Genomic DNA, 23,672 nt, shown 5'->3' on the forward strand with positions numbered 1-23,672 from the left:
TCCGGTCAGGTGGGCACGGCGTAGCGCGGCAGGCTGACCGTCACCACGCAACCCAGGCCCGGCACATCGCGCACCAGCAACACGCCGTCGCAGGAGGCAACGAAACGGCGCGCTGCGGGAATCCCCAGCATGCTGCGGCTGGCGGACGACGCCAGCATGGTGGCCGCGCCGCCGGCGCCGAGGCCGCCACAGTGGTCGGCAATATCGATCAGGATGCGCTCGGCCGCCGCATGGGCGGACAACACGACATCGGTCTTGTGCTGCGTGAATTCAAACGCGTTTTGCAGCAGGCCGATCAGCGCCGCATACAGCAAATCGCGGTTGCCCTTCAGCGCCAGCGTGCGGTCGGCCGGCTGCAAGGTCAATGTGCAGCCCAGCGCCCGGGCCACTGGCGCGGCCGTGGCGTACACTTCGTCGAGGAAAGGCGCCAGCGGAAAGACATCCAGCACGTCGGAAATGCGTTGCTGCCCGCCCAGCTGAAGGCTGACGCTGTCGACCAGCCGATGGACGTTTTGCAGGCTGCGCTCGAGAATAGTGCCGGTGGCGCCACTGGCGTTCAGCCCGCCGCTTTTCATGGCGGAAAATGCCAGCGTTGCCGTACCCACCAGGTTGCGCAATTCATCGGAAAATAATTCCATGCGTTCATTGGCGTCGCTGGCATGTTTATCGGCCGAAATAAAGTCGCGCTGGTAGCTGAATTCGCTGACCGCGTATGCAATGGCATTGTCCAGGCTGCGGTTGAGGATGCGGAATTCGCGCGCCGTGAAGGGTTCACCGGATTCGACCGCCAGATCGCTGATGGATTGGCAAATATCGCCGTAGTTGTGCACCACGTCATGCACCGCATACCCTTGCGCCAGCATTTCCTTGCCATACAGCGCCGCAGCCATGCCGATATCCGGATGGATCGCCACCGGGTCCGTGCCCGTTGCGCATAACGCCAGTTCGGATCGCAACGCTTCGATCAGCTGGTCGATAAACCGCGGCACCCAGTTTTGCAGGTGGGCGCCATGCGGAACTCGCGCTGCGAGCTTTTGCTGGCAGCGCAGAATCAATTCGTCACGATGGGCCGCCAAAAACTCATGCAGCATGGCACTACTCCTTGGCCAATAAGGACCGGCTTCCCTACACCATACACAGGACAGATTGTTTATGCGAGTTCAACAATGACATATTTTTAAATAGGCCCATCCAGCGGCTTGTCCGACCGGCACACAAGGCGCAGTCCTACCGGGCAAGCCCGGCAACGGCGCAATAATGGGGATTCGAACAATGTCGCAGGAGATGCCCATGAACACCAAGGCAACCTTGCTGCTGGCCGCCATCGTGGCCGCCGGCAGTGCCGCCAGCGCTGGCGCCCAGCAAGTCAATCCGCGCAATCCCAGCGATTCGCGTGCGTTCGATGTCATGGAAACCGACCAGGGTCCGCCAACCGCGACCGACCGCCTGTATGCGAAACCCAAGCACAAGAAGGCAAGCAAGAAACACCGTTCGGCGGAAACCCAGCCTTATGACGCTTCCAGTATGGGCGCCAGCGGCGCTACCAGCACCACGGGCAGCGGGACGGAATCCCAACCCATCCCGCCGGTGTCCGAAGACTTGCGCACGCAGCCCGACCGCGAGCTGGCGCCGGACGAACCACGCATTGACCGCTGACAACACGGTTGGCGCGGCGCGCCATCCGCCGCTGCGCAGTGACCCGAATCATTTCATCACCACCGCCGCAGCACGCCCTTGCGCGCTGCGGCGCCTGCATGCCATATCCGCCACACTCCGCCTCGATTAGCTTGCTCGGTAACAATCTGTTTACTACAATCGAGCAAGTAAATATTCCCGCGACCGGCCCAGGCTGAGTTCCATGAAAGCAGCAAAACTTCCAGCCGGCCTGATCATTGCCGCCCTCGCCTATTTCGCGCTGGCCCGTTTCGGCATGGCCATCTTCGCGCTGAAACCCTCCAACATTACCCTGCTGTGGCTGCCTTCCGGCATGGCCCTCGCGATGTGCCTCGAATGGGGCTACCGTGCGGTGCCGTTCGTTGTCCTGGCCAGCCTGGCGGCGAACTTTGACGGCATGGCGGCAGCCAGTTCACCGGCGCACCTGGCGCATACCATGGTGGCGGCGCTGACCGATGGCATGGCTGGCGCACTGGCCATGCACATGTTCCGCCGCATGCTGCCGGGCGGCCTGGCGCGCGCGGCCGACTTGCTGCCCTTTATCCTGTACGTGTGCCTGGTGCCGACGACCGTGTCGAGCATCCTGATTGCAGCCAATCTAGCCGCGGGCGGTTATATCCCGTGGCAGGATGCGGGCGCGCTGGCGCGCGTGCTGGTCCTGGCTGACAGCCTGGGCCTGCTGCTGGTCTATCCCGCTTACCAGGGCTGGCGCCAGCGCAGGACGGCGCCGCCGCTGCGCATGCAGCCGCTGCTGGCGGCCGCCACCGCCGTCATCGCCCTGCTGCTGGCAGGACGCGCCGGACTGCCCGGCATGGAATATTTCATTTTCCCCGTGCTGCTGGTGCTGTCATTCCACACCAGCCTGCTGGGCTTGACGGCAGCCAGTGCACTGACCCTTGTCGCCGTGATGGCGGCCGCCGCGCAGCACAGCGGCCCCTTCGACGCCGCCTCGGGCGACCCGGCTTTCCGTGTCGCGGCGTTTGCTTTTTCCAGCGCCCTGACCTTGCTGGGCGCGGCACTGCAACATGGCCAGCTCGAGCATTCCGAACGCACGTGCCAGCTGTGGCAGGATGCCGCCGAACACGATGCGCTGACAGGCTTGCCGAACCGCCGCCTGTTCATGCCCAAGGTCCATATGGAACATCAGCGCTCGCTGCGCAGCGGCAAGCCGTATGCGATTGCCATGCTCGACCTCGACCACTTCAAGGCCGTCAACGATTGCTATGGCCACGCCGGCGGCGACCGCGTGCTCGATGCCGTGGCCGTCGTGCTGCGCGATAATTGCCGCATGATCGACACCCCGGCCCGGGTGGGAGGCGAAGAATTTGCGATCCTGCTGCCCGAATGCAGCGGCGCGCAAGCCCGCCCCTTCCTCGAACGCTTGCGGGGAAAACTGGCGGCGCTGGAAATCGTCATCGCGGAACAACGTGTGACGGTCACGGTCAGCATCGGCATCGCGTCGTTCAATGGTCCGCACGACACGGCCGACGCCGTGGCGGCCCGCGCCGACCGCGCGTTGTACCGGGCCAAGCAGGCGGGCCGCAATTGCAGCATCGTCGATGCGCTGGCCGCTTAGCTGGCGGCTTAGTAGGAACGCAACGCCTTTTGCCAGGCCGGATCCTGCAGGATCGCCGTCAACGCATGCGTGATGGCCGGTGCGGCGGACGAGAATTCACGGGGAATCAGGATCATGCGCTCAAACGCATCGTGCGGCTTGCGCGCCACGTAAAACTGCTGTTGCCAGTCCGCGCGGTGACGCAGCATGTAATCGAGCGTGCGGCGCGTGATGATGGTGGCGTCGACCCGCTTGCGGGCCAGCTTGTCCAGCGACGCTTCTTCGCTGACGGCATCATCGCGCGCAATGCGCCCGCGCCTCACCAGCTCGTCGACACCGTAATAGTAATAGCCAAACGACAGCCCCAGGTGCTTGCCCGCCAGCGATTCGGGCCCGTCATATTGCACGGGGTCGGAATGCAGCGACACCACCACGTCTTCATCCGTCATGAACGGCGGCGACCACAGGTAGCGGGTACGCGCGGCATCGCGGAACCAGGTCGGATGCACGCCCACCACCAGGCCATGCAGGCGGCCGTTTTCCAGGTCCGTTTCCAGCCGCTTGCGGGGCAGGTACACGGTTTTGAACGTATGGCCCTGCACATGCTGGTTCAGGTAACGGGCCAGGTCGTAATACAGGCCCGCCTGCTTGTTACGGTCGATCAGGTACGGCGGTTTCAAGTGATAGGCGTACAGGACGATATCGTCCGCCGCGGCAGGCGCACCGACCAGCCAACACATTCCCAGCAGCAGGTAGCCTGACCTTTTCATCCCTCACCTTCCTTTGTAACAATCCTGGCCAGCCTAGCATTTTACTTACTCTCAAACAAGCAGCCTTTGGTTACAAAACCACCGCGCCTGCCGGTTTTTGCCAAATAATATAAACCGTTTATTTGCTTTAACCATGCTGCATCGCGGAATCGACATTGATTGACCAGCGCAGACCACACTGCGATACTTTCTTATCAGATAGGGCTGATGGCATAAAGGAAATGACAGAAATTCATGCATCGCTCACCGGCGGCGCGCGCAGGTTTTCGCTTAACTGGGGCTACCTCAACGCTATCGCCAGCGGCGTGTCCGCAATCGACCTGGAAGGCCTCGCGCTGCGCAACCTGCACGACGCACGCCAATTCGTGCTGGAATATGGCTTCGACCTGGACCAGCCGGCCGCGCCCGGCGTCATCGCCCGCGCGCACCGCGAAGCCGTGGCCTTTATTACCAATACCTTCCTTGAACCGTGGCAGCATGACTTGATCCCGGACGCCGTGCGCCATCCGGAAGATCCGTTGCAATTGCTGGTGTACGCGTCGCGCCGCGGCATGCAGGCCGACACGCTGCGCATGTGGTCGTGCGCCGTGCTGAAAGTCATGCACGGCATCTTCTATATCGACAACAACCTGAAGCTGCGGCATTTCAACACGATCCGCGAACAAGTGTTTGCCACACTGGACGAATTGATCCATTGCGAAGACGGCCATTTTTACCTGCGCTATGACGGCGCCTGCCTGCCGTTGCTGCACTTCGACCGCAAAAACAACAAGGGCCGCAACAGCATCCTGCTCAAGCTGCTGCAAAAGGCCGCGTACCTGGCGGCCGACGTGTACGACCACCTGGGCGTGCGCATGATCTTCAACACCCGCTTCGAGTGCCTGCTGGCGCTGCAAACCTTGCAACATGCGCACTTGCTGTCGGTGACCAATGTGGACAGCCAGCGCACCCGCAACACGCTGCTGGACATGGACGCGGCCAAGGCCGTCTTCACCAAGTACCGCGCCCAGCTGGAGCGCTGCGACCACTATCCCGCTGAATTGCTGCAGCAAATGGACCTGGAACTGGCCGCCACCGCCAAGGAACAGACCCGCAGCGACAATCCGCACAGTGGCGAAGGCTTTGCCAGCATCCAGGTCACTGTGCGGAAAATGATACATTTGCATGCGGACGACGTGGGTGGCGCCAGCCTGCCCGCCTTTGCCGCGCAAGACGACAGCGACGCGCCGGCCGAGCCGGATTATGATGTGGGTTTCTTCTTCGAATACGAGATCCAGCTGATGGACAAGGCCAGCCACGACCGCAGTCTCAGCGGTCCAGCCAGTCACGAAGCGTACAAGCGGCGCCAGGTCGACACGGCGCGCATCCGCGTGTTCGGGCGCGAATTGCTGCGCTGGGTCGCCAGCCAGCCGGGCGCCGCCGCGCCGGCCGCAGCACCCGCTGCGGTTGCGGCATCGCCTGCCTGACTGCGCCATGCCGCGACTGCCTGCCCTTGCCGCGGCTGCCGTCCGCATCGCCTGCCTGGGCCTTGGCTGCATGGCCATGACAAGCCCTGCGCCCGCTGTGGCTGCCGCGCCGCTGCGCACCGCGGCGCAAGACAACAACACCATCAAATTCAATCTCAAGGGCGAACCTAAAGGCGTCTGTGTCGAAGTGTTCCAGGCAATCGAGCGCATCGAACCTGGCTTGCGCTTCACCGGCTGGAACCAGCCGATGTCGCTGCCCCGCGTGGAAAGCGCGCTGGTGGAAAACCAGATCGATGTATTTTGCGGATTGATCCGCACACCGGCGCGGGAAGCGAAATTCAGCTTCATCGACGTGCCGGTGTATACGGTACGCCACAGAATCGCCGTGCGCGCGGATGACGACGTGCAGGTGCGTAGCCTGGACGATATCCGCAAGCTGGGGCCGGCCAATGTGGTGATCGTCCTGAAGGGAACCGCGCACGAAGAGTTGCTGCGCCGCTTTGGCGGCCTGTCGCTGGACGCCAGTGCGCAAAACCTCGACGTCAACCTGCGCAAGTTGCTGCATGGGCGGGGCCGCTTTCTTTACCACACGGAAAACGCGCTGCTGCGTTATATTGAGATGGAAAAGCTCGGCGGCCAGATCAAGCTGCTGCCCGCCGTTCTGAAAGAAGACCAGATACTGTTTGCCGTGTCGCGCAGCCTGCCCGCCGCCACGGTGGACAGGCTGCGCAACGCGCTGCAGCACATGGCCGACCGTGGTGAACTGAAAAAAATCTACGCCGCTTACAAAGAAGAATGAATAACTCCCCGCCCGTGGGCCAGCTCTCCGTCCGGCGCGTGCTGCCGTTACTGGCGGCTGCCTGCGCGCTGGCGGGCGTCCCGGGTGCGGCGGGCGCCGCCCCGGCCAGGCCGCTGGTGATGTGCTACGAAGACGTGGTACAGCGGCCATGGACCACGCCGTCCGGCGGCGGCCTGAATTTCGAACTGTTGCGGCGGGTGGAAAAACAGCTGGGCGAACAATTCAGTTATGTGGCGAAGCCATGGCGCCGCTGTCTCGAAGAATTGCGCACCGGCGCCGTCGATGCCGTCATCGGCGCCGCCGATGCGCCCGACCGCCGCGCTTATGCGGTCTACCCGACCCTGCCCGGCGGCGCACTGGATACGTCCCGCGCGGTCGGCTCCGACTACGCCCACGTGTTCCTGCGCACGGCCGGCGCAGCCAGCTGGGATGGCAAACAACTGGTGGCGCCGAATAACGAAGTGGCCGTGCAATCGGGTTATATCGTGGGCGCCTTGCTGCGTGAACGGGGTTTCCGGGTGCGCGAACTGGTGAAGTCCGCCGACGATGGCTTGCGCATGCTGGCGGCGGGACTGTTCGACGTCGCCATTCTGCAAGGGCTGGAAGCCAGCAGCCTGGCGCGCAGCGATCCGCGCTTCCAGGGTGTGGTGAAACAGGCGCCGCAGCCTTATGCGGTATTCATGCTGTACCTGCCCTTCAACCGGGCGCTCTATGCACGCGATCCGCGCCGCATAGACAGCGTGTGGCGCGCCATTGCCACGGTCCGCCAGTCGCACGAATACCGGCAATTGCTGCACGAAGCAGGCGTGCCGGACTGACAGGAGCAGATATTGGGAGACACCAGCGCAGCCCCTGTCCAGCAGGCAGGATTCAATACCCGGCGCCTCGGCGAAGCGCTGGCCGAATTCGCTTCCGGCCCGGTCAACTTTCATGGACTGGTGATCCTGCGCCATGGGGTGCTCGTGGCGGAAAGTTACCGGACCGGCAGGGACCGTGGACTGTACCAGCTGCTTCTGCGCAAGCGCCGGTTCGATGCGTCACAGCTGCATGACATGCGCTCCGTGACCCGCTCCGTCATCGGGCTGTTGTGGGGCATCGCGGCCACCCAGGGCAAAGTCCCGGGCATGGATACGCCGGTCATGGCGCTGTATCCCGAACTGAAGCGGCTGGCGCTGCGCGGCAAGGAAACCGTCACCGTGCGCCATTTGCTGACCAACACCTGCGGCCTGTCATGGCGCGAAATCAATGCCGGCACGCTGTTCAACCACGAACTGCGGCTGTACTGGCGGACCTATGCGCCGTATCTGTTCCGCCGTCCCTTGGCGACGCCGCCCGGCATGCGTTTCAATTACAACGGGTGCTGCACGTCGCTGCTGGCGGAACTCCTGGCAAAGCACACCGGCATGACCCTGACGGAATTCGCGCGCATCCACTTGTTCGAACCGCTTGGGATCACGCAATGGGAATGGCGCAAGGACTTACGGGGCCGGCCGCTGGCGTTTTCCGGCCTGCGCCTGCGGCCGGCGGACCTGGCCCGCATCGGCCAGTTTGTGCTGCAACGGGGCCAGTGGCAGGGACGCCAGTTGCTGCCGGCAGCGTGGGTCGATGAAGCGATCCGCCCCCATGTCGACACCGGCGACGGCCGCCAGTATGGCTACCACTGGTGGCTGGGCAAGGTCGACGCCATCGGGCGCCCGCACCAGTGGGTCGGCGCCATCGGCAATGGCGGCCAGCGCCTGTACATCGTGCCGGCGCTGGACCTGGCCGTGGCCATCACGGCCGGCGCTTACAACTCGCACGCGATCAGCCAGCATTGCACCGCGCTGCTGAAGAAAATCGCCGCCGCGGTCGAGCATTGACGGGCGCCCGCCTTTACTTGTAATCGAAGCCGAAGATATCCCTGAAGCGCTGCCGTTGCGCCGCCGTGGCATCCGCACGTGGCGTAATGTCGTGCTCCAGCATGAACAGGAAGTGTTCATAGTCGAACCCCAGTTCTTCCATCACCGGCTTCAAGTCATAGGGTTCGGTGGTGGCGACGATCCGTTGCAGCAGCGGTCCCAGGTCGACACCGCCCACCTGCTTCGCCACGCGCACGATATCCGCATGGGTGTAGGTTTTCCCCGGCTGCGCGAATTCCGCATACAGCGCCTTCATCACGTCGGGCAAACCCACCTTGTTGCCGGTGGCGCGCCGCAATTCCACATCCATCGCCAGGCCGGCAATCGATCCGCCGCCGTACACCAGCAGCCAGGCATTATGCTTGTCCTTGACGGCTTCCTGCACGGTCGACTTCAATCCCTGCCCCTGGCGCGCCACGCTCTGGCCCCGCCCCAGGTTTTCCAGGAAGCGGGTCACGTGCGCCTGGTCGAACATGCCATTGCGCGCCATCGTGGTGACGGTCAGGTAATCCGTGACGCCTTCCTTGAACCATTCTTCGGACGGCTGCGCCGGCACCAGCGAATGGCCGTTCCAGAAGTGCAGCAATTCGTGCGCCATGACACGGCCCCAGAACGGGCGCGTCATGGCATTGATGTCGCCTTTCAGGAACTGGCTGAAACTGCCGGCAAACGCGCCGCCGTCCCCCGTGGCGCCGGGATTGGCGACGATCAGGTAGCGTTCAGCCAGCGGCGGGCGGCCGAACAGCGCCACGTAACTGGCCAACTGGCGTTCGATCAGCTCGCGCATCATGGCGCGCTGCGGCCAGTGGCGCTTGCCCAGCACCAGTGAAATCCGCATGCCGCCCGACGTGAACTGTTCCTGCTGCGCCGTGCCGAGGAACAGCGCATTGTTGACCAGTTCGCGCCGCGTATCGGCCGTGAACACATTCGGCGCCCCGGCCTGCTTCCACGGCGTGCGCGCGGTCCAGCCCTTGGGCAAGTCGAATTCCACGCGGGTCTGGCCCGGCATTTTTTCGCCCGGGACCAGGAACAGGTAATAGCCGATCGCCATCACGCCTTCGTCCGTGTGGTACAGCACTTCTTCCTGGCCGCCCGGCCAGTCGTACTTGTCGTGCTCCAGCCGCACGTCGTAGCTGAGCCGGACGCGGCGGTCGCCCTGCAACGTATATTCACCCTCCCCCTTGTCCGTGACGGCAATCGGCTTGCCGTCCATGGACCGCACATCGAGCTTGTCGATGAACGTGGCCTGGCCGTTTTTCAGCCCGGGAATCGGGAACGCGTTGAACATGGCCAGTTCCTGGCCTTCGATCCAGACGTCCGCTTCCACGTGGGCGCGCTGCGCATCGGCGTCGATGCGCACCTTGTAGTGGTTCGGTTGCTGGTCCCAGGCGAATGCGGAGTGCGCCAATCCCAGTGCGCAGCCCAGCACGGCTGCCAGCAAGGTCTTTTTCATTTTATCCCCCATGGTTTTAAGGTCCGCACTGTAGCGGCGCCAGCGGTTTGCCGGCCAGTATCACGCGACAGGATGCACAAGCAGCGGAACAGGCTGCACAAAATCGCGGAAAACCATCGCCTTTTTGCTTTTTATCTAACTATTTCTTGGTTACAATCAAATTCCTTTTCTCACGGCACCACTTACCTTGATCGATGGCCGCCTATCGCTGACGACGCCGGAAGGCACCCGCTTACTGCTGACCCCGGCAGGCCCGGCCGCGCGCGCCTGGGCCTGGGCCATCGATTTCCTCGTGTGGCTGGTCTTCATCGTCGGCGTCACGATGCTGCTGCCGCGCTTCAAACTGGCGCAAGGCTTGTTCCTGATCGTGCTGTTCGCCAGCTACTGGGGCTATCCCATCCTGTGCGAAGTGTATTGCCGTGGCCAGACCCTGGGCAAGCGCATCATGGGACTGGAAGTGCGGCGCGCCAACGGCTTGCCGGTGGGCTGGCGCGATTCCACGCTGCGCAACCTGATGCTGGTGGCCGATTTCATGCCCATGCTGTACGCGACGGGCCTGCTGGCGATGCTGTTCGACCGCCAGTTCCGCCGCCTGGGCGATATCGTGGCGGGCACCCTGGTGGTGTACCGCGACAAGCCGCCGGTAAGGCACACCACCGCGGCCGGCGACGAACCCGTGGCGCCACAACCGCTGCCCTTCCCGCTGCCGCCGCACCAGCAGCGCGCGCTGGCCGACCTGTTCGAGCGGGAAAGCACGCTGCCGCGCGCCCGGATGGAAGAACTGGGCGATATCGCCGAGCCGCTGACGGGCGCCACCGGCGCCGAGTCGCTGGAGCGCCTGCGCGCGTTTGCCGCGGGACTACGCCTGTGAGACCGCCACCATGAAGCAGCAACAGTTCGAACAACAGCACGGCGCGCTGTGGGAAGACATTGCCGCCATCCTGGAAAACCGTTCGCCGCAGCCCGGCGCGTTGCCCGCGCTGTACCGCCGCCTGTCACAATGCCTGGCGCTGGCCGAACAGCGCGGCTATTCGCCTGCGCTGACCGATTACCTGCACGCGCTGTCGTCCGAATGCCACCAGCGGCTGTACGGCACGGTGGCGGAGCGCCCGCGCGCGCTGCTGCAATGGATGCTGCACGATTTCCCCTGCCGCGTGCGGGCCGAGTGGCGGCTGTTTGCGGCGGCGTCGCTGGCATTCTGGGGCGTGGCGCTGATGCTGGGATGGCTGGTATGGCAGCAGCCACAGTGGGCGTACAGCTTTATCGAACCGCACCAGCTGGAACGCATGCGCCAGATGTACAGCCCGGGCAATGTGCGCATGGGACGGGGCGGCGCCGAAGGCGACGTCATGATGTTCGGCGTCTATATCTGGAATAACGTGTCGATCGGTTTCCGCACGTTTGCAGGCGGGATCTTTGGCGGCTTGCCCGCCCTGTTCAGCCTGGCCTTCAACGGCGTCCATATCGGCATCGTCGCCGCCTGGCTGTCGCGCGACCCGGCCACCATCGGCAATTTCTGGTCGTTCGTCATTACCCACGGCAGTTTTGAAATCACGGGGCTGACCCTGTCCGGCATGGCCGGCATGCGCCTGGGCCTGGCGCTGCTGGCGCCCGGTCGCATGACGCGCCGCCATGCGCTGCTGGCCGCCAGCCGCGCCATGTTCCCCGTCACGGCAGGCGCGGCGCTGCTGACCGTGCTGGCGGCGTTTGTCGAAGCCTTCTGGTCGGCCAGCACGACCATCAGTCCGGCCATCAAATACACGGTCGGCGCAGGCTGCTGGATCGGCGTCATCGCCTTTTTCGTGCTGGCCGGCCGCACGCGGGTGAAAGGCGGCGATGCAGCTTGACCGTATCACCATCGCCCTGCGGCCACGGCCCGCGCGGCAGGCGCTGGACCTGGGCTTTGCGCTGCTGCATGCGCGCGCCGCCACGGTCTACAAGGCATGGCTGGCGCTGTGGCTGCCGTTGATCGCGGTTGCCATGGCGCTGACGGCGGCTCTGCCCGACTATGCGGCGCTGTGGTTCCTGCTGCCGTGGTGGTTCAAGCCCCTGCTGGAGCGCGCCCCGCTGTACGTGCTGTCGCGCCAGGTGTTTGGCGAAGAAGTCACGTGGCGCCAGGCCGTGCGCGCATGGCCGGGACAGCTGGGTGGCGGCTGGATACGGATGCTGACGTGGTGGCGCCCCGTGATGGCGGGGCGCGGACTGTATCAGCCGGTATGGCAGCTGGAGCAGGCGCGCGGCGCGGCGGCCAGCAAGCGGCGCGATGTGATCGGGCGCGATGGCGCGGGACGCGCCGCCTACATGTTCGGCCTCGCGTGCGCACATTTCGAAATCGTGTTGCAAGTAGGGATGCTGGCGTTCGTCGGCATGTTCACCAGCGAAGACCAGTTCAAGGTGTTTTCATATATGGCGGGGCGCGACAGCGACAGCATGGCGATGCTGTTGCTGCCGTTGGCCTGCTACGCGATTGGCGGCGCCATCGTGGGTCCGGTCTATACCGCGTGCTGTTTCACGCTGTACCTGAGCCGGCGCGCCGCGCTCGAAGCGTGGGATATCGAACTGGTGCTGCGCCAGATCCAGGCGCCGGGCGAGCGCCGCAGCGGCACTGGCCAGTCCGTGGCGGCCTGGCTGCTGGCGCCGCTGGCGCTGGTGCTGGCCACGTGGCTGCCGGCGCCGCCCGCGCAGGCGGCGGACACTGCCCAGGAACCCGCTGCGCGCGCATCGAATTGCGCCAGCATGCCCGTATTGTTCCCGGCCGAGCGCTTCGGCGCGCGCGACGAGGAACAGCACAAGCTGCGGCAGGACATTGACGACATCTATGCAGGCGACGATTTGCGCGGCTACGATTGCGCGCCCACCTGGCGCATGAAAAAGGGCGACCAGCCGAAGCAGCCCGTGAAACCATCCGCCGCGCCGGACCTGTCGCTGCTGGCAGCGATCATCCGCGCCATGCTGATTGCCGCCGCCATCGGCCTGTGCGCGTGGCTGCTGTACCGCTACGGCGACCGGTTGCGCGCACTGTTGCCGCGCACCGTGCCGCCCCTGCCCGCGACGGAAATCGCCGGCCTCGATATCCGCGCCGAAAGTCTGCCGGACGACGTGACGGCGGAGGTGCGCGCGCTGTGGGAACAGGGCGACCGGCGCGGCGCGCTGGCGCTGCTGTACCGCGCCACCCTGTCGCGCCTGGTGCAGCGCCACGGCGTGCAACTGGCGCAAGGCGCCACCGAAGGCGATTGCCTGCGCGTGGCCGCCCATGCGCTCAACCGCAGGCAACTCGACGAAGCGGGACACGCCGTCATGGCCACCGTCACGCAACTGTGGCTGCAAGGCGCCTACGCAGGCCGCTGGCCGGACGGCGCCGCCGTCAGCGACGCCTGCGCGGCGTGGGATGCGCGCTGGCGCGCCCCCGCCGGGAGCGGCGCATGAAAAAACCGGTGCTCAGCAACAGCCTGATCGCAGCGGCAACCGTGCTGCTGGCGGCGCTGTGCACATGGCTGTGGTTTGCAGTCATGGAACAAGTGTGGGAGCCGCAGCGCCGCCTGTCTTCCGGCCTGGCCGGCAAACCCATGCTGGCCGCGACGCAATTGCTGGAGCGGCGCGGCTACCAGGTCGACGTGTACAAGCTGCTGGGCGACGCCAACCTGGATAACCTGCCCGACGGTACGCTGATTTTGGCGGACAACAATGGCCGCATGAGCGATGCGCAGGCGCGGCAATTGCTGGCGTGGGTCAGGCGCGGCAATACGCTGGTGGCGCAGCCCCGCTGGTCCGGCGGCGATGACAACGACGATGAACGCCCTGCGCCGGGCGCGAAGCGCAAATTCCGCCTGAAGCGGCTCGATGAAGAAGATCCGCTGGGTGCGCACGCGGGCGTGACGATGGCGTTTGCCAATGACATGCGCGACAGCTGCGACACGGGCATCGCGCCGCCCCGCAAGCACAAGCACCCCGCCTCTCCGGACGGGGACGATGATGGTGACGATGATGAAGACCATGCGGACAGCAGGGAATTCGCCGGCGAATACCAGTTCACCTGCGTCACCGTCCCCGGCGGCAGTTATCCGCTGGTACTGGAAACATCCGACGAAATCCTGTCGTCGTTGACGCCAGCCCGCCAGGCCCTGTGGAGCGATCCCGACGCGGTGGCGCTGCGCGCCTATGAAGAAGGCGGTGGCAGACTGGTGATGGTGGCGGACAATTTCTTCAACAATGCGCGCCTGCCACGCTACGACCATGCGCAACTGTTGCTGGCGCTGGCCGCGCAAAATACCGCGGCAAAGCGCGTCTTCATCGTGCAGGACATCAATGCGACGCCGTGGTACCTCGCGCTGTGGCGCAGCGGCAGCATGGCGCTGTCGGCGCTGGCCATCCTGGTGTTGCTGCTGCTGTGGCGCGCCATGCGCCGCTTCGGCCCGCTGTTGCCGGAGCCAAGCGGTACGCGCCGCGCGCTGCTGGAACATATCGAAGCGTCCGGCAACTGGCTGTGGAAAGCGCCCGGCGGCCGCGCGCTGCTGCTGGCGGCCGCGCGGCGGGAAACGCTGGCGCTGCTGACGCGCCGCGCTCCCGAGTTGCGCCAGCTGGACGGCAATGCGCTGTGCGCGCGGCTGGCCCGGCTGCACGGCATCGATGAAACCGCGCTGCAGGAAGCGCTGCATGCCGAAGCCGGCGCGCACCCTGCCGTGTTTGTGCGCCAGATCCGGACATTACAACAAGTGAGAACCTCCTATGAACATTCCGAACGACAGTGACGCCATCAGCCCTGAACGCTTGCAGCAGGCGCTCGATATCGTGCGCCGCATCGGCGAGGAAATCCGCCGCGCCGTCATCGGCCAGCATGACGTCATCGACCAGGTGCTGGCCTGCATGCTGGCCGGCGGCCACGTATTGATCGAAGGCGTGCCGGGGCTGGGTAAAACCCTGCTGGTGCGGGCGCTGGCGAAAACCTTCGCCGGCGACTTTTCCCGCATCCAGTTCACGCCCGACCTGATGCCGGCCGACGTCATGGGCCACGCCGTGTTCGACTTGAAGAACCAGAGTTTTTCCGTGCGCAAGGGTCCCGTGTTCGCGCACCTGCTGCTGGCCGATGAAATCAACCGCGCGCCGGCCAAGACCCAGTCCGCGCTGCTGGAAGCCATGCAGGAGCGGCAAGTGACGATTGAAGGGGAGTCGCACCCGCTGGCGCCGCCCTTCATGGTGCTGGCCACGCAAAACCCGCTGGAAAACGAGGGCACCTATCCCTTGCCGGAAGCGCAACTGGACCGCTTCCTTGTCAAGGTGCGCATTGCCTATCCATCCGAGCAGGAAGAACAGGACATGCTGGGCGCCGTCACGCGCAATCGCGTGGGCGACGGCCTCGACGTGGCCGCCGTCGCCACGCTGGTGCGGCCCGATACCATCGTCGCGCTGCAACAGTTGACGGCGCGCATCCGCGTCGACGACAGCGTGGCCAATTATGCGGTGCGGCTGGTGCGCGCCACGCGCGACTGGGCCGGCATCGCGATTGGCGCCGGGCCGCGCGGCAGCATCGCGCTGGTGCGGCTGGCGCGCGCCATGGCGCTGCTGGCGGGCCGCGATTACGTGACGCCCGACGATATCAAGCAAGCCGCGCTGCCCGTGCTGCGCCACCGCATCGCGATTTCGCCGGACAGCGAACTCGATGGCCTGAACGCGGACCAGCTGCTGTCCGCACTGGTGCAGCAAATCGCGGCGCCGCGCGCATGACACCAACGCGCAAGCTGCTGCAATGCGTGCTGGCCTGGGCCGTGTCCGGCCTGCTGGCCAGCGTGCTGGCGGCGTTCGTGCCGGCGCAGAAAGGATGGTTGACGCTGTCGTTCTGGGCGGCGGGCGCCGCATTGCTGGCGGTATGCCTGGCCGATGCATGGCGCGGCTGGCGGGCGCCCGCGCTGCGCGCGGAGCGGCAGGCGCCGGGCGTGTGGCCGGTGGGCGTCTGGCACAGCGCGGCCATCACGCTGCGCAACGGTGGCACGCGCGCCGTGCACGTGGAATTGTTCGACGATTATCCGGCGGGCTGGGAACTGGAAGGCATGCCTTACGCTGCCACCATCGAGGCCGGCGCCTCGGTCACCATCACTTACCGCCTGCGCCCGCAGCGCCGTGGCGATACGCACTTCGGCCAGCCGCACGTGCGCGTGGCGACGCCGTTCGGCTTGTTGCTGCGCAGCCACCGGATCGGCCCTCGGCAGGACGTCAAGGTATTCCCCGATTTTTCCCGCATGCTGGGCCAGACCCTGATGGCGACGGACCGGCGCGCGCCGGCCGCCGGTGCGATCCGGCGTCGCCGCCGTGGCGAAGGCACGGACTTCCGCCAGTTGCGCGAATACCGGCAAGGCGACAGCCTGCGCGCCATCGACTGGAAAGCCACGGCGCGCCAGCGCAAGCCGATCAGCCGCGAATACCAGGAAGAACGCGACCAGCAAGTGGTATTCCTGCTCGACTGTGGGCGCCGCATGGCAGCCGAAGATGAGGGAGGCACACATTTCGACCACGCACTGCAAGCGGTGCTGACCCTGGGCTTCGTTGCGCAAAAACAGGGCGATGCGGTGGGGCTGATGAGTTTTGGCCACGATGCGCCGGAGGGCACATCGCGCTGGATGTCGCCCCACAAGGGCCGGGCCGGCTTCGACCGCCTGCTGGCCGGCATTTACGACCTGCACCCGAGCGACCAGGCGCCCGACTACCTGCAGGCGGCCGGTGCGCTGATGCGCAAGCTGAACAAGCGCGCCTTCGTGGTCTTGATCACCAACTTGCGAGATGAAGACGACCTGGCCATGCGCAGCGCCAGCGAACTGCTTGGCACGCGCCACATGGTGCTGTGCGCCAGCCTGCGCGAGCAGGCGCTCGATGCGGCGGTGGCGGCAGAGGTGACGGATTTCGCACAGGCGCTGCGGCAATCGGCCGCCGTGCACTATTTGCAGCAGCGGCGCGAAGCCATCAACCGCCTTGGCTTGCGCGCATCGAACCTGGTCGATGTGGCGCCCGCGCGGTTACCGGGGGCGCTGCTGAACCGCTACCTGGAAATCAAGGAAAGCGGCCAGCTGTAAAGCATCAGAAGCCGCTGCCGCGCGCCGCCTGCGCTTTCGCCGAGTAAGCCTGGTAGGCGGGGATCGCAACGGCCGCCATGACGCCGACGATGAACACCAGCGGCAGCACGATGCCGCCGACGATCACCAACCAGGAATTCTTCGATGGTGGCAAGCCGTATTCGTTCGGCCCGTCGGTGCCCGGTGCGAACACCAGGTACAGCGACACCAGCACGTTCACCAGCGGCACCAGCATCAGCAGGCATAACCAGCCAGTGCGTCCCGTATCGTTGAAACGGCGCCGTGCCAGCGCAAAGCTGTAAACAAACATCGGGATATACAGGATCATCAGCCCCACCGTCAGCATATCAATGCCGCCGGCATTGCCGCGGACAACCTGCATCGCGCCCAGCACGCCGCCCAGGATGCCGACTGCTATCATCGTCAGGAAGCTGATACTGGTCAGGTACGCCAGATAGCGCAGGCGGCCGAGGCGCCCGCTCCAGGCCCAGAAACGGGGTTGGTACGTTGCGCCAGTGGGTTCGCCATCCACCACGGCAGCCGGCGCCTGGTAGGGGTTATTGATGTCGGTTTTGAAGTCGCTATGGGTGTCGCTCACGGGATGCTCCCTGTCGTTATATATTCGGCAATCATACAGGATGCGCCGGCAGGCTTGAATGGCTCGCCCCGTCCTTTACAGACGGCGCCGGACGGTGCCACCATATTCGTTTATACGAGGAGCGACGCTTGGACCTGTCCCACCCCATCACCATGATCATGGCCGCCCTTGGCCTGGCCGTCGTGGCTTTGCTGCTGTTCGACCGCCTCGCCCCGATGACGTCCGGGCGCCTCGGGCTGGCGCTGGAACAGCGCATGTCCGGCCTGCGGCTGCGGCATGGCAGCGCCGAAGGCCTGGCCATGCCCTACCTGGAAGGCGGCAGCGGCGCGCCACTGGTGCTGATCCACGGCTTCGCGGGGGACAAGGACAACTTTGCGCGCGTGGCCCGCTTCCTCACGCCCCATTACCGCGTCATCATTCCCGACTTGCCCGGCTTTGGCGACGCGGCGCGCGATCCCTCCGCGCCGCACACCGTCGAAGACCAGGCGCGCCGCCTGGCAGCGCTGCTGGACCAGGTCGCGCCCGGCCCCGTGCACTTGGGCGGCAATTCCATGGGCGGCTTCATAGCCGCGCAGTTTGCCGCCATGTATCCGGAGCGCGTGGCGTCGCTCTGGCTGCTCGATGCGGCCGGCACCGAAGCGGCGCACAGTTCCGACATCCTCCGGCACTATGAAGCGACGGGCGACATGCCGCTGCTGGTGCAAAAGGAACAGGATTTCAATACGCTGATCGCCGCCTGTACCGTGAAGGAGCCCCTCCTGCCGCACGGCGTGCGCGTGCTGCTGGGGCGGCGCGGGGCGGCCGATTTCGCGCTGCATACGGCGTTGATGAAGCAACTGTCGGAAGCGCCGCTGCTGCGGCCGCAGCCCGCTTATGGCGCGATACCGACGCTGATCGTGTGGGGAGAACAGGACCGCATCCTGCATCCGGATGGCGCCGCATCGTTTGCGGCGCTGTTTCCCCGCAGCCGCACCATCATGATGCGGGGAGTCGGACATTTGCCGATGCTGGAAAAACCGCGCCGGGCGGCGCGGGACTACCTGGCCTTCAGGCGCAATACCAACACCGTCTGAACATCACTTGTCGGTGACGGTGAATTCGCCGAACTCCTTCAATTGGTCGGCAATGGCGGCCTTGTCGCCCACCACCACGATCGACTGCGTGGCGGGATCGAAATACTTCCTGCCGATATCGCGCACCTGCTCCGCCGTCACTTGCTGCATCTTCGGCACGTACTGGCCGAGGAATTCCGGCGGCAGGCCGACCAGCCAGTTGTTGGCCAGCGTACCGGCCACGGCGCGCTGCATCTGGTTGGTCAGCAGGTACGTGCCGGCCACGTAGCGCTTGTTCATGCGCATCTCGTCCTCGCCGACCAGTTCTTCTCCCAGCTTGCGGTATTCCTTGAAATACTCGGCCAGCGCCTTGCCCGTGACTTCATTGCGCACATCGGCGCCGCCGGTAATCGCGCCGCCCTCGCGGAACATGCGCGCACTGGCCGAGGCGCTATAGGTGTAGCCCTTGTCTTCGCGCAGGTTCAGGTTGATGCGGCTGGAAAATCCGCCGCCGATGATGGTCGACGCCAGGCGCAGCGGCACCTGTTCCGCCACGGTGGCCGATGCGCCCGGACGGCCCAGGCGCACGGTCGATTGCACGCTGCCAGGACGCTCCAGCAACAGGCGCGCCGGTTCGGCCGACGTCCGCGCGGCCGGCGTTTCAGGCAGCGCGGGGCCAGACGCTTTCCAGTCGCCGAACGCCGCTTCCGCCAGTTTGACGGCTTCCGCTTCGGAGATCCGGCCAGCGATCACCAGCAGCGCGCGGTCCGGGCGGAAGCGCTTCGCATGCTCGGCGCGCAGCAGCGCCGCATCGGTCGAATTGATCGACTCAGCCGTGCCGGTGGTGCGGGCGTACGGGTGGTCGCCGTAGATCGTGCGCGCCAGCGCGCGGTCGGCGCGGAAGCCTGGCTGGGTTTCCGCCACCTTCAGCGATTGCAGCGCATTGGCTTTGGCCAGCGCCACTTCCGACTCCGGGAACGTGGGTTCGCGCACCACTTCGGCCAGCAATTTCATCATGTCGGCCGCACCGGACGCCAGCGCATTGGCCGACACCGTGATGCCGTCCTGCGACGTGCTGCCGCCCACGCCGCCGCCCAGCGCCTGCCCCGCTTCGGCGATGGCGCGCGAACTGCGTTTGGCGGTGCCTTCATTGAGCAGCGACGCCAGCAAGCCGGCAAAACCCGGATGCTGCGCATCGTCGGCGGCCGAACCGGCGCCGCGCATGGCCAGCACGTAATCGACGCGCGGCACCCCTTTGCGCGGCACCACCCACACTTCCAGGCCGTTGGCCAGCGTCTTGCGGGCGATATTCGGCACCGGTAGCGGCTTGTCGGCGCCATAAGCGGGCATGCCCGACGCGGTGGAAACAACTGCTTTTGCGGCAGGCGTCCTGGCAAAGGCAGGCGCGGCGCCCGTCGTCGCCATCGCTGCCGCGATGGCGGCGGTCATCATCAGCTTGTTCATTTCAGTGGCCTCCGTGTTCGTGGTCGTCGCCGCCGTGGAAATGCGCGGCGGGCGGCGTCAGCATCGCTTGCGGCTTGCGGTCGATGACCGTGCGGTTGGCTTTGGTCAGGTACGTCGCGGCCACGCGCTGCAGATCGGCCGACGTCACCCCCTCGATCCAGCCGGGGATCTTGTTGACGACTTTGGCGTCGCCCCACAGGGTTTGCAGCTTGGCCAGCATGTCGGCCCGGTTCATGTAGCTTTCCATCTGGTTGTTCCAGTCGGCCAGCATGCTGGTTTTCACGCGTTTCAGGGTCGCATCGTCGACGCCATCCTTGACGATTTTCGCGACTTCCTCGTCCATCGCGGCCAGCATCGCATCGGCGCTGCTGTTGGGTTTGTACAGGCCGAAAATCGTAAACAATGTCGGGCCGTCGTATTCCCACGGGCCCGTCAAGCCCCAGAACGACGAGACGTTCAACGCGATTTCACGGCCCTTGACCAGGCCCTGGTAAAACAGCGACGCATCGCCTCCCGCCAGCACTTCGCCCAGCACCGCCATCGGCGCCTGGTCGCGGCTACCGCGCGCGGGCATTTTCCAGCCTGCCGCAATGGCCGGCACCTGGGCCAGCGCATCGCCCTGCACCGTGCGTTTTTCTTCGGTATTCAGGCCTTCCGTAAAGTCGCCGCCTTTCGGCACGGCGCGTTTCGGAATCGCACCGAAGTATTTCTGCGCCAGGTCGAAGCCTTGCTGCGGCGTCACGTCGCCGGCAATGGCCAGCACCGCATTGTTGGGACCATAGTAATCGCGGTGGAAATTGCGCACGTCATCCAGGCTGGCGCCTTCCAGGTCTTCGAAGCTGCCATAGCCGTCGTGGTTGTTTTCCCACTTCTTGAATGCCTGCTGGCTAATGTCGATCCACATGAAGCCGCCGTATGGCTTGTTCTTCACGTTGACGCGAATTTCCTCTTTCACCACGTCCTGCTGGTTCTTCAGCGTCTTTTCACTGAAGTCCAGCGTCTTCATGCGGTCCGCTTCCAGCCACAGGATGGCGTCCAGCGCGGACACCGGCGCCATTTCGATATAGTTGGTGAAGTCGGCGCGGGTGGAACCGTTGCTGCGGCCGCCGCCCGCCGTGATGGTCTTGTCGAACACGCCTTTCGCTGCTTTCGGCGTGCCCTGGAACATCAGGTGTTCGAACAGGTGCGCAAAGCCGGTCCGGTTTTTAGGCTCAAGGCGCATGCCGACGTGATACACCACGGACACGCCGACGGTGGGCGAACTGTGGTCTTCTGTGACAACGACGGTCAGGCCGTTGCTCAGCTTTTTCACATTGACGGGCAAGTCCCAGCGGTCGGTGCTGGCGGCTTGCGCGGACAGCGAGAGCGTGGCTGCCGCCAGCAAGGCGGAAAGTTTGCGCATACGCATAGACATCCTCGGTGTTCGAACGGTTGATCGGATCGCCAATTCTGCGCAGGGATGACCAAAAAAGCAAGATTGAAAAGGAGTATCATATTGGTTGGTGTCGCACCTACGCATCCATCCGTTTTCGATGCCGCAAGTTTCAACCGCCAGAGGACTGTGGCCGCCACCAAACCACCGCCGGTGGGAAAGCATAGCGATCTACTATAGGAGACAGGAATTTTGACGGTGCAAAAGGAAGTCGCTCACTGGCGCGCGCAAATCTTCACACGCATCATGCAGGTGGTGCTGGCGCTCGGCCTCGTGACGGCGCTGCCCAGCATCATGCTGAGCCTGTCCGAAGGCATCTGGTCGATCGCTGTGGTCGATGTGCTGGCGATCGGATGGATTGCAGCCATCTGGCGTGTGCCCTCGTGGTCGTACCATGCCCGCGTGCTGAACTTCCTGGCGGTCACCTTCCTCGTCGGCATCGGGCTGATGCTGAAAATCGGCCCCATATCGCAAATCTACCTGGCGGCCGTGCCCGTGCTGGCCGCGCTGCTGCTCGGCCTGCGCTCCGGCATGTGGGCGCTGATCCTGTCTGCGCTGGCGCTGCTGGTGGTCGGCTACTTCACGCATCCGGGCCTGGCCGATGGCGACACCCAGGTGGCGTCGCTGATCCAGTGGTGCGTCATTACGCTCAATTATGTGTTCATCATGGCCGTGCTGACGCTGGCGTGTGGTGTGCTGCTCAAACGCCTGGACAGTTCGATCGGCGAATTGCGGGGACTGAACGAAGAATTGCGCCTGACGTCCGCCGCCGTCGCGCGCCTGAACGACATGGTGCTGATTGCCGAAGTCACGGAAGAAGGCCAGCGCATCATCTTTGCCAACAAGGCGTTCGAGCGCCGCACCGGTTACCGGCGCGACGATGTGCTGGGACGCGACCTGCGCCTGCTGCAAGGTCCGGATACGGCGCCAGCCACCCTGGAACGCATTGCCGGCGCCATGCAGCGCTGCGAGCCGGTCCGCGCTGAGCTGTTGAACTATACGCGCAACGGCGAGCCATACTGGGTCGAAATGGAACTGGTGCCGTTCGCCGACGAAGGCGGCAACAATACGCACTGGGTGGCGGTGGAACGCGACATCACGGACCGCAAGCGGTCCGAAGACGACATCCACCGCCTCGCTTATTTCGACGTGCTGACGGGATTGCCGAACCGGCGCCTGCTGATGGACCGCATCGACAAGCTGCTGGCCAGCTCGGAGCGCGACCATACCTTCAGCGCCGTGATGTTCATCGACCTCGATAACTTCAAGACCATCAACGATGCGCGCGGCCACGCGATTGGCGACGCGCTGCTGAAAAATACCGCCACCCGCCTGGCGCAACTGATCCGCAAGGCCGACACGGTGGCCCGCATCGGCGGCGATGAATTCGTCGTGCTGCTGGCGCACCTGGGCGCCGCGCACTCGGCTGCCGCCCATGCCGCGCTGGCCGTGGCGGAAAAGATCCGCCAGGCGATTGCGCAGGATTTCACCATCGAAGGCCAGACCTACAGTTCGTCGGCCAGTATCGGCGTCACCCTGCTGCCGAAAGGCGGCGAAAGCGCGCAGGACTTGCTGCGCGAAGCCGATATCGCGATGTACCGGGCCAAGGCGGATGGCCGCAACGGCATTGCCTTCTTTGAATCGGGCATGCAGGCCGAAGTGGAACAGCGGCTGGACATGGAACGGGAACTGGCCGCCGCCATTGATAACCAGCAACTGGCGCTGTATGCGCAGCAGCAAGTCGACAGTGAAGGCCGTCCGGTCGGCGCCGAACTGCTGATGCGCTGGCAACGCGCCGATGGCAGCTGGGTGCCGCCGTCGCTGTTCATTCCACTGGCCGAAGGCACCGGCCAGATCCTGCAACTGGGCGCGTGGGCGCTGCGCCAGGCTTGCCTGTACGTGGTGGAGCTGGCCAACGCGGGCCACAGCCTTCCCCTGTCCGTCAACGTCAGCCCCAGCCAGTTCCGGCACGCCGATTTCGTCGACCAGGTGCGCGCGGTGCTGGAAGAAACCGGGGCCCCCGCGACGCAACTGATTTTCGAAGTGACGGAAGGCTTGCTGGTAGAAAAATGGGAAGAAACCGTCGAGCGCATGCATGCGCTGGCGGCGCTGGGCATCCGCTTCTCGATCGACGATTTCGGCACCGGCTATTCCAGCCTGGTGTACCTGAAGCGCATGCCGCTGTACGAATTGAAAATCGACCGCAGCTTCATCATGGACACCCCGGCCGACGCCAGCGGCACGGCCATTGTGCAGACCATCCTGGCCATGGCGCACCACCTGGGCTTGCGCGTGGTGGCTGAAGGCGTGGAAACCGCGGCGCAGGCGAATTTCCTGATCGACAGCAATTGCCACAGCATGCAAGGCTACCTGTACGCGCGGCCCGCGCCGTTCGTGCAGTTGATGGAAGCGCTGTCGCCGCAACGCTCCGCGGCCTGAGCGCCGGCGGA

20 protein-coding genes are annotated in these 23,672 nt (G+C 65.0%); 14 read left to right on the forward strand and 6 right to left on the reverse strand.

Annotation, left to right across the window (positions count from 1 at the left end; all coding sequences use genetic code 11):
• Nucleotides 1–5 precede the first annotated feature (5 nt).
• Complete coding sequence (locus GJ700_RS14180) at nt 6–1,091, reverse strand: sensor histidine kinase (protein WP_154374851.1); 1,086 nt, start codon at nt 1,089–1,091, stop codon at nt 6–8.
• A gap of 199 nt (nt 1,092–1,290) precedes the next feature.
• Here GJ700_RS14180 and GJ700_RS14185 point away from each other — a divergent pair, with 199 nt between their 5' ends.
• Nucleotides 1,291–1,656 carry a hypothetical protein gene (locus tag GJ700_RS14185; RefSeq protein WP_154374854.1) on the forward strand — a complete coding sequence of 122 codons (366 nt, stop codon included), beginning with the start codon at nt 1,291–1,293 and terminating at the stop codon, nt 1,654–1,656.
• 202 nt (nt 1,657–1,858) lie between these two features.
• On the forward strand, nt 1,859–3,250 hold the full coding sequence (locus GJ700_RS14190) for a GGDEF domain-containing protein (RefSeq protein ID WP_154374856.1): 1,392 nt from the start codon (nt 1,859–1,861) through the stop codon (nt 3,248–3,250).
• 8 nt (nt 3,251–3,258) lie between these two features.
• Here the strand turns inward: GJ700_RS14190 and GJ700_RS14195 are convergent, their stop codons facing one another.
• On the reverse strand, nt 3,259–3,999 hold the full coding sequence (locus tag GJ700_RS14195; RefSeq protein ID WP_154374858.1) for a substrate-binding periplasmic protein: 741 nt from the start codon (nt 3,997–3,999) through the stop codon (nt 3,259–3,261).
• Nucleotides 4,000–4,220: 221 nt separating this feature from the next.
• Here GJ700_RS14195 and GJ700_RS14200 point away from each other — a divergent pair, with 221 nt between their 5' ends.
• From GJ700_RS14200 to GJ700_RS14215, 4 genes are read left to right on the forward strand one after another with little or no spacing between them, the layout of a single operon-like run.
• Complete coding sequence (locus GJ700_RS14200; protein ID WP_154374860.1) at nt 4,221–5,465, forward strand: TIGR04552 family protein; 1,245 nt, start codon at nt 4,221–4,223, stop codon at nt 5,463–5,465.
• Nucleotides 5,466–5,472: 7 nt separating this feature from the next.
• The gene (locus tag GJ700_RS14205) at nt 5,473–6,264 is read left to right on the forward strand and encodes a substrate-binding periplasmic protein (protein ID WP_154374862.1); all 792 of its coding nucleotides are present in this window, start codon (nt 5,473–5,475) and stop codon (nt 6,262–6,264) included.
• On the forward strand, nt 6,261–7,082 hold the full coding sequence (locus GJ700_RS14210) for a substrate-binding periplasmic protein (protein WP_154374864.1): 822 nt from the start codon (nt 6,261–6,263) through the stop codon (nt 7,080–7,082). Before GJ700_RS14205 ends, GJ700_RS14210 begins: the two co-directional genes overlap by 4 nt.
• A 12-nt stretch (nt 7,083–7,094) precedes the next feature.
• The gene (locus tag GJ700_RS14215) at nt 7,095–8,123 is read left to right on the forward strand and encodes a serine hydrolase domain-containing protein (protein WP_154374866.1); all 1,029 of its coding nucleotides are present in this window, start codon (nt 7,095–7,097) and stop codon (nt 8,121–8,123) included.
• 13 nt (nt 8,124–8,136) lie between these two features.
• Here GJ700_RS14215 and GJ700_RS14220 read toward each other — a convergent pair whose 3' ends face one another.
• Nucleotides 8,137–9,615: a M61 family metallopeptidase gene (locus GJ700_RS14220; RefSeq protein ID WP_195763899.1), complete on the reverse strand. Its 1,479-nt coding sequence runs from the start codon at nt 9,613–9,615 to the stop codon at nt 8,137–8,139.
• A gap of 187 nt (nt 9,616–9,802) precedes the next feature.
• Between GJ700_RS14220 and GJ700_RS14225 the strand changes: the two genes are divergently transcribed.
• Genes GJ700_RS14225 through GJ700_RS14250 form a run of 6 tightly spaced genes read left to right on the forward strand, consistent with a single transcriptional unit; the run spans nt 9,803 to nt 16,676 of the window.
• Nucleotides 9,803–10,486, forward strand: a complete 684-nt coding sequence (locus GJ700_RS14225) for an RDD family protein (protein WP_154374870.1) — start codon at nt 9,803–9,805, stop codon at nt 10,484–10,486.
• 10 nt (nt 10,487–10,496) lie between these two features.
• The gene (locus GJ700_RS14230; RefSeq protein ID WP_154374872.1) at nt 10,497–11,462 is read left to right on the forward strand and encodes a stage II sporulation protein M; all 966 of its coding nucleotides are present in this window, start codon (nt 10,497–10,499) and stop codon (nt 11,460–11,462) included.
• Nucleotides 11,452–13,041, forward strand: coding sequence for a DUF4129 domain-containing protein (locus tag GJ700_RS14235; RefSeq protein WP_154374874.1), 1,590 nt, complete (start codon nt 11,452–11,454; stop codon nt 13,039–13,041). Before GJ700_RS14230 ends, GJ700_RS14235 begins: the two co-directional genes overlap by 11 nt.
• Nucleotides 13,038–14,363, forward strand: coding sequence for a DUF4350 domain-containing protein (locus tag GJ700_RS14240; protein WP_154374876.1), 1,326 nt, complete (start codon nt 13,038–13,040; stop codon nt 14,361–14,363). Before GJ700_RS14235 ends, GJ700_RS14240 begins: the two co-directional genes overlap by 4 nt.
• Nucleotides 14,341–15,336, forward strand: a complete 996-nt coding sequence (locus GJ700_RS14245; protein ID WP_154374878.1) for an AAA family ATPase — start codon at nt 14,341–14,343, stop codon at nt 15,334–15,336. Before GJ700_RS14240 ends, GJ700_RS14245 begins: the two co-directional genes overlap by 23 nt.
• Entirely contained in the window at nt 15,333–16,676 is a 1,344-nt protein-coding gene (locus GJ700_RS14250; protein ID WP_154374880.1) for a DUF58 domain-containing protein, read from the forward strand. Before GJ700_RS14245 ends, GJ700_RS14250 begins: the two co-directional genes overlap by 4 nt.
• Before the next feature lie 4 nt (nt 16,677–16,680).
• Here the strand turns inward: GJ700_RS14250 and GJ700_RS14255 are convergent, their stop codons facing one another.
• Complete coding sequence (locus tag GJ700_RS14255; protein WP_195763900.1) at nt 16,681–17,274, reverse strand: DUF805 domain-containing protein; 594 nt, start codon at nt 17,272–17,274, stop codon at nt 16,681–16,683.
• Between the two features lie 128 nt (nt 17,275–17,402).
• On the opposite strand from GJ700_RS14255, the gene GJ700_RS14260 reads away from it, so the two are divergent.
• Nucleotides 17,403–18,347, forward strand: a complete 945-nt coding sequence (locus GJ700_RS14260; RefSeq protein WP_154374884.1) for an alpha/beta fold hydrolase — start codon at nt 17,403–17,405, stop codon at nt 18,345–18,347.
• A 3-nt stretch (nt 18,348–18,350) separates the two neighbouring features.
• Here GJ700_RS14260 and GJ700_RS14265 read toward each other — a convergent pair whose 3' ends face one another.
• Complete coding sequence (locus GJ700_RS14265) at nt 18,351–19,790, reverse strand: M16 family metallopeptidase (protein WP_154374886.1); 1,440 nt, start codon at nt 19,788–19,790, stop codon at nt 18,351–18,353.
• A gap of 1 nt (nt 19,791) precedes the next feature.
• On the reverse strand, nt 19,792–21,192 hold the full coding sequence (locus GJ700_RS14270) for a M16 family metallopeptidase (protein WP_229507003.1): 1,401 nt from the start codon (nt 21,190–21,192) through the stop codon (nt 19,792–19,794).
• A gap of 228 nt (nt 21,193–21,420) precedes the next feature.
• On the opposite strand from GJ700_RS14270, the gene GJ700_RS14275 reads away from it, so the two are divergent.
• Nucleotides 21,421–23,661, forward strand: a complete 2,241-nt coding sequence (locus GJ700_RS14275; RefSeq protein ID WP_371867961.1) for a putative bifunctional diguanylate cyclase/phosphodiesterase — start codon at nt 21,421–21,423, stop codon at nt 23,659–23,661.
• Nucleotides 23,662–23,672 lie beyond the last annotated feature (11 nt).

This window comes from Pseudoduganella rivuli (genome assembly GCF_009674485.1).
GTDB classification, from domain to species: Bacteria; Pseudomonadota; Gammaproteobacteria; order Burkholderiales; family Burkholderiaceae_D; genus Rugamonas; species Rugamonas rivuli_B.

Bases quoted from the DNA above. Each gene is read 5' to 3' on its own strand.
- GJ700_RS14180 (WP_154374851.1), bottom strand. From the start codon at position 1,091: ATGCTGCATGAGTTTTTGGCGGCCCATCGTGACGAATTGATTCTGCGC.
- GJ700_RS14185 (WP_154374854.1), top strand. From the start codon at position 1,291: ATGAACACCAAGGCAACCTTGCTGCTGGCCGCCATCGTGGCCGCCGGC.
- GJ700_RS14190 (WP_154374856.1), top strand. From the start codon at position 1,859: ATGAAAGCAGCAAAACTTCCAGCCGGCCTGATCATTGCCGCCCTCGCC.
- GJ700_RS14195 (WP_154374858.1), bottom strand. From the start codon at position 3,999: ATGAAAAGGTCAGGCTACCTGCTGCTGGGAATGTGTTGGCTGGTCGGT.
- GJ700_RS14200 (WP_154374860.1), top strand. From the start codon at position 4,221: ATGACAGAAATTCATGCATCGCTCACCGGCGGCGCGCGCAGGTTTTCG.
- GJ700_RS14205 (WP_154374862.1), top strand. From the start codon at position 5,473: ATGCCGCGACTGCCTGCCCTTGCCGCGGCTGCCGTCCGCATCGCCTGC.
- GJ700_RS14210 (WP_154374864.1), top strand. From the start codon at position 6,261: ATGAATAACTCCCCGCCCGTGGGCCAGCTCTCCGTCCGGCGCGTGCTG.
- GJ700_RS14220 (WP_195763899.1), bottom strand. From the start codon at position 9,615: ATGAAAAAGACCTTGCTGGCAGCCGTGCTGGGCTGCGCACTGGGATTG.
- GJ700_RS14230 (WP_154374872.1), top strand. From the start codon at position 10,497: ATGAAGCAGCAACAGTTCGAACAACAGCACGGCGCGCTGTGGGAAGAC.
- GJ700_RS14235 (WP_154374874.1), top strand. From the start codon at position 11,452: ATGCAGCTTGACCGTATCACCATCGCCCTGCGGCCACGGCCCGCGCGG.
- GJ700_RS14240 (WP_154374876.1), top strand. From the start codon at position 13,038: ATGAAAAAACCGGTGCTCAGCAACAGCCTGATCGCAGCGGCAACCGTG.
- GJ700_RS14245 (WP_154374878.1), top strand. From the start codon at position 14,341: ATGAACATTCCGAACGACAGTGACGCCATCAGCCCTGAACGCTTGCAG.
- GJ700_RS14250 (WP_154374880.1), top strand. From the start codon at position 15,333: ATGACACCAACGCGCAAGCTGCTGCAATGCGTGCTGGCCTGGGCCGTG.
- GJ700_RS14265 (WP_154374886.1), bottom strand. From the start codon at position 19,790: ATGAACAAGCTGATGATGACCGCCGCCATCGCGGCAGCGATGGCGACG.
- GJ700_RS14270 (WP_229507003.1), bottom strand. From the start codon at position 21,192: ATGCGCAAACTTTCCGCCTTGCTGGCGGCAGCCACGCTCTCGCTGTCC.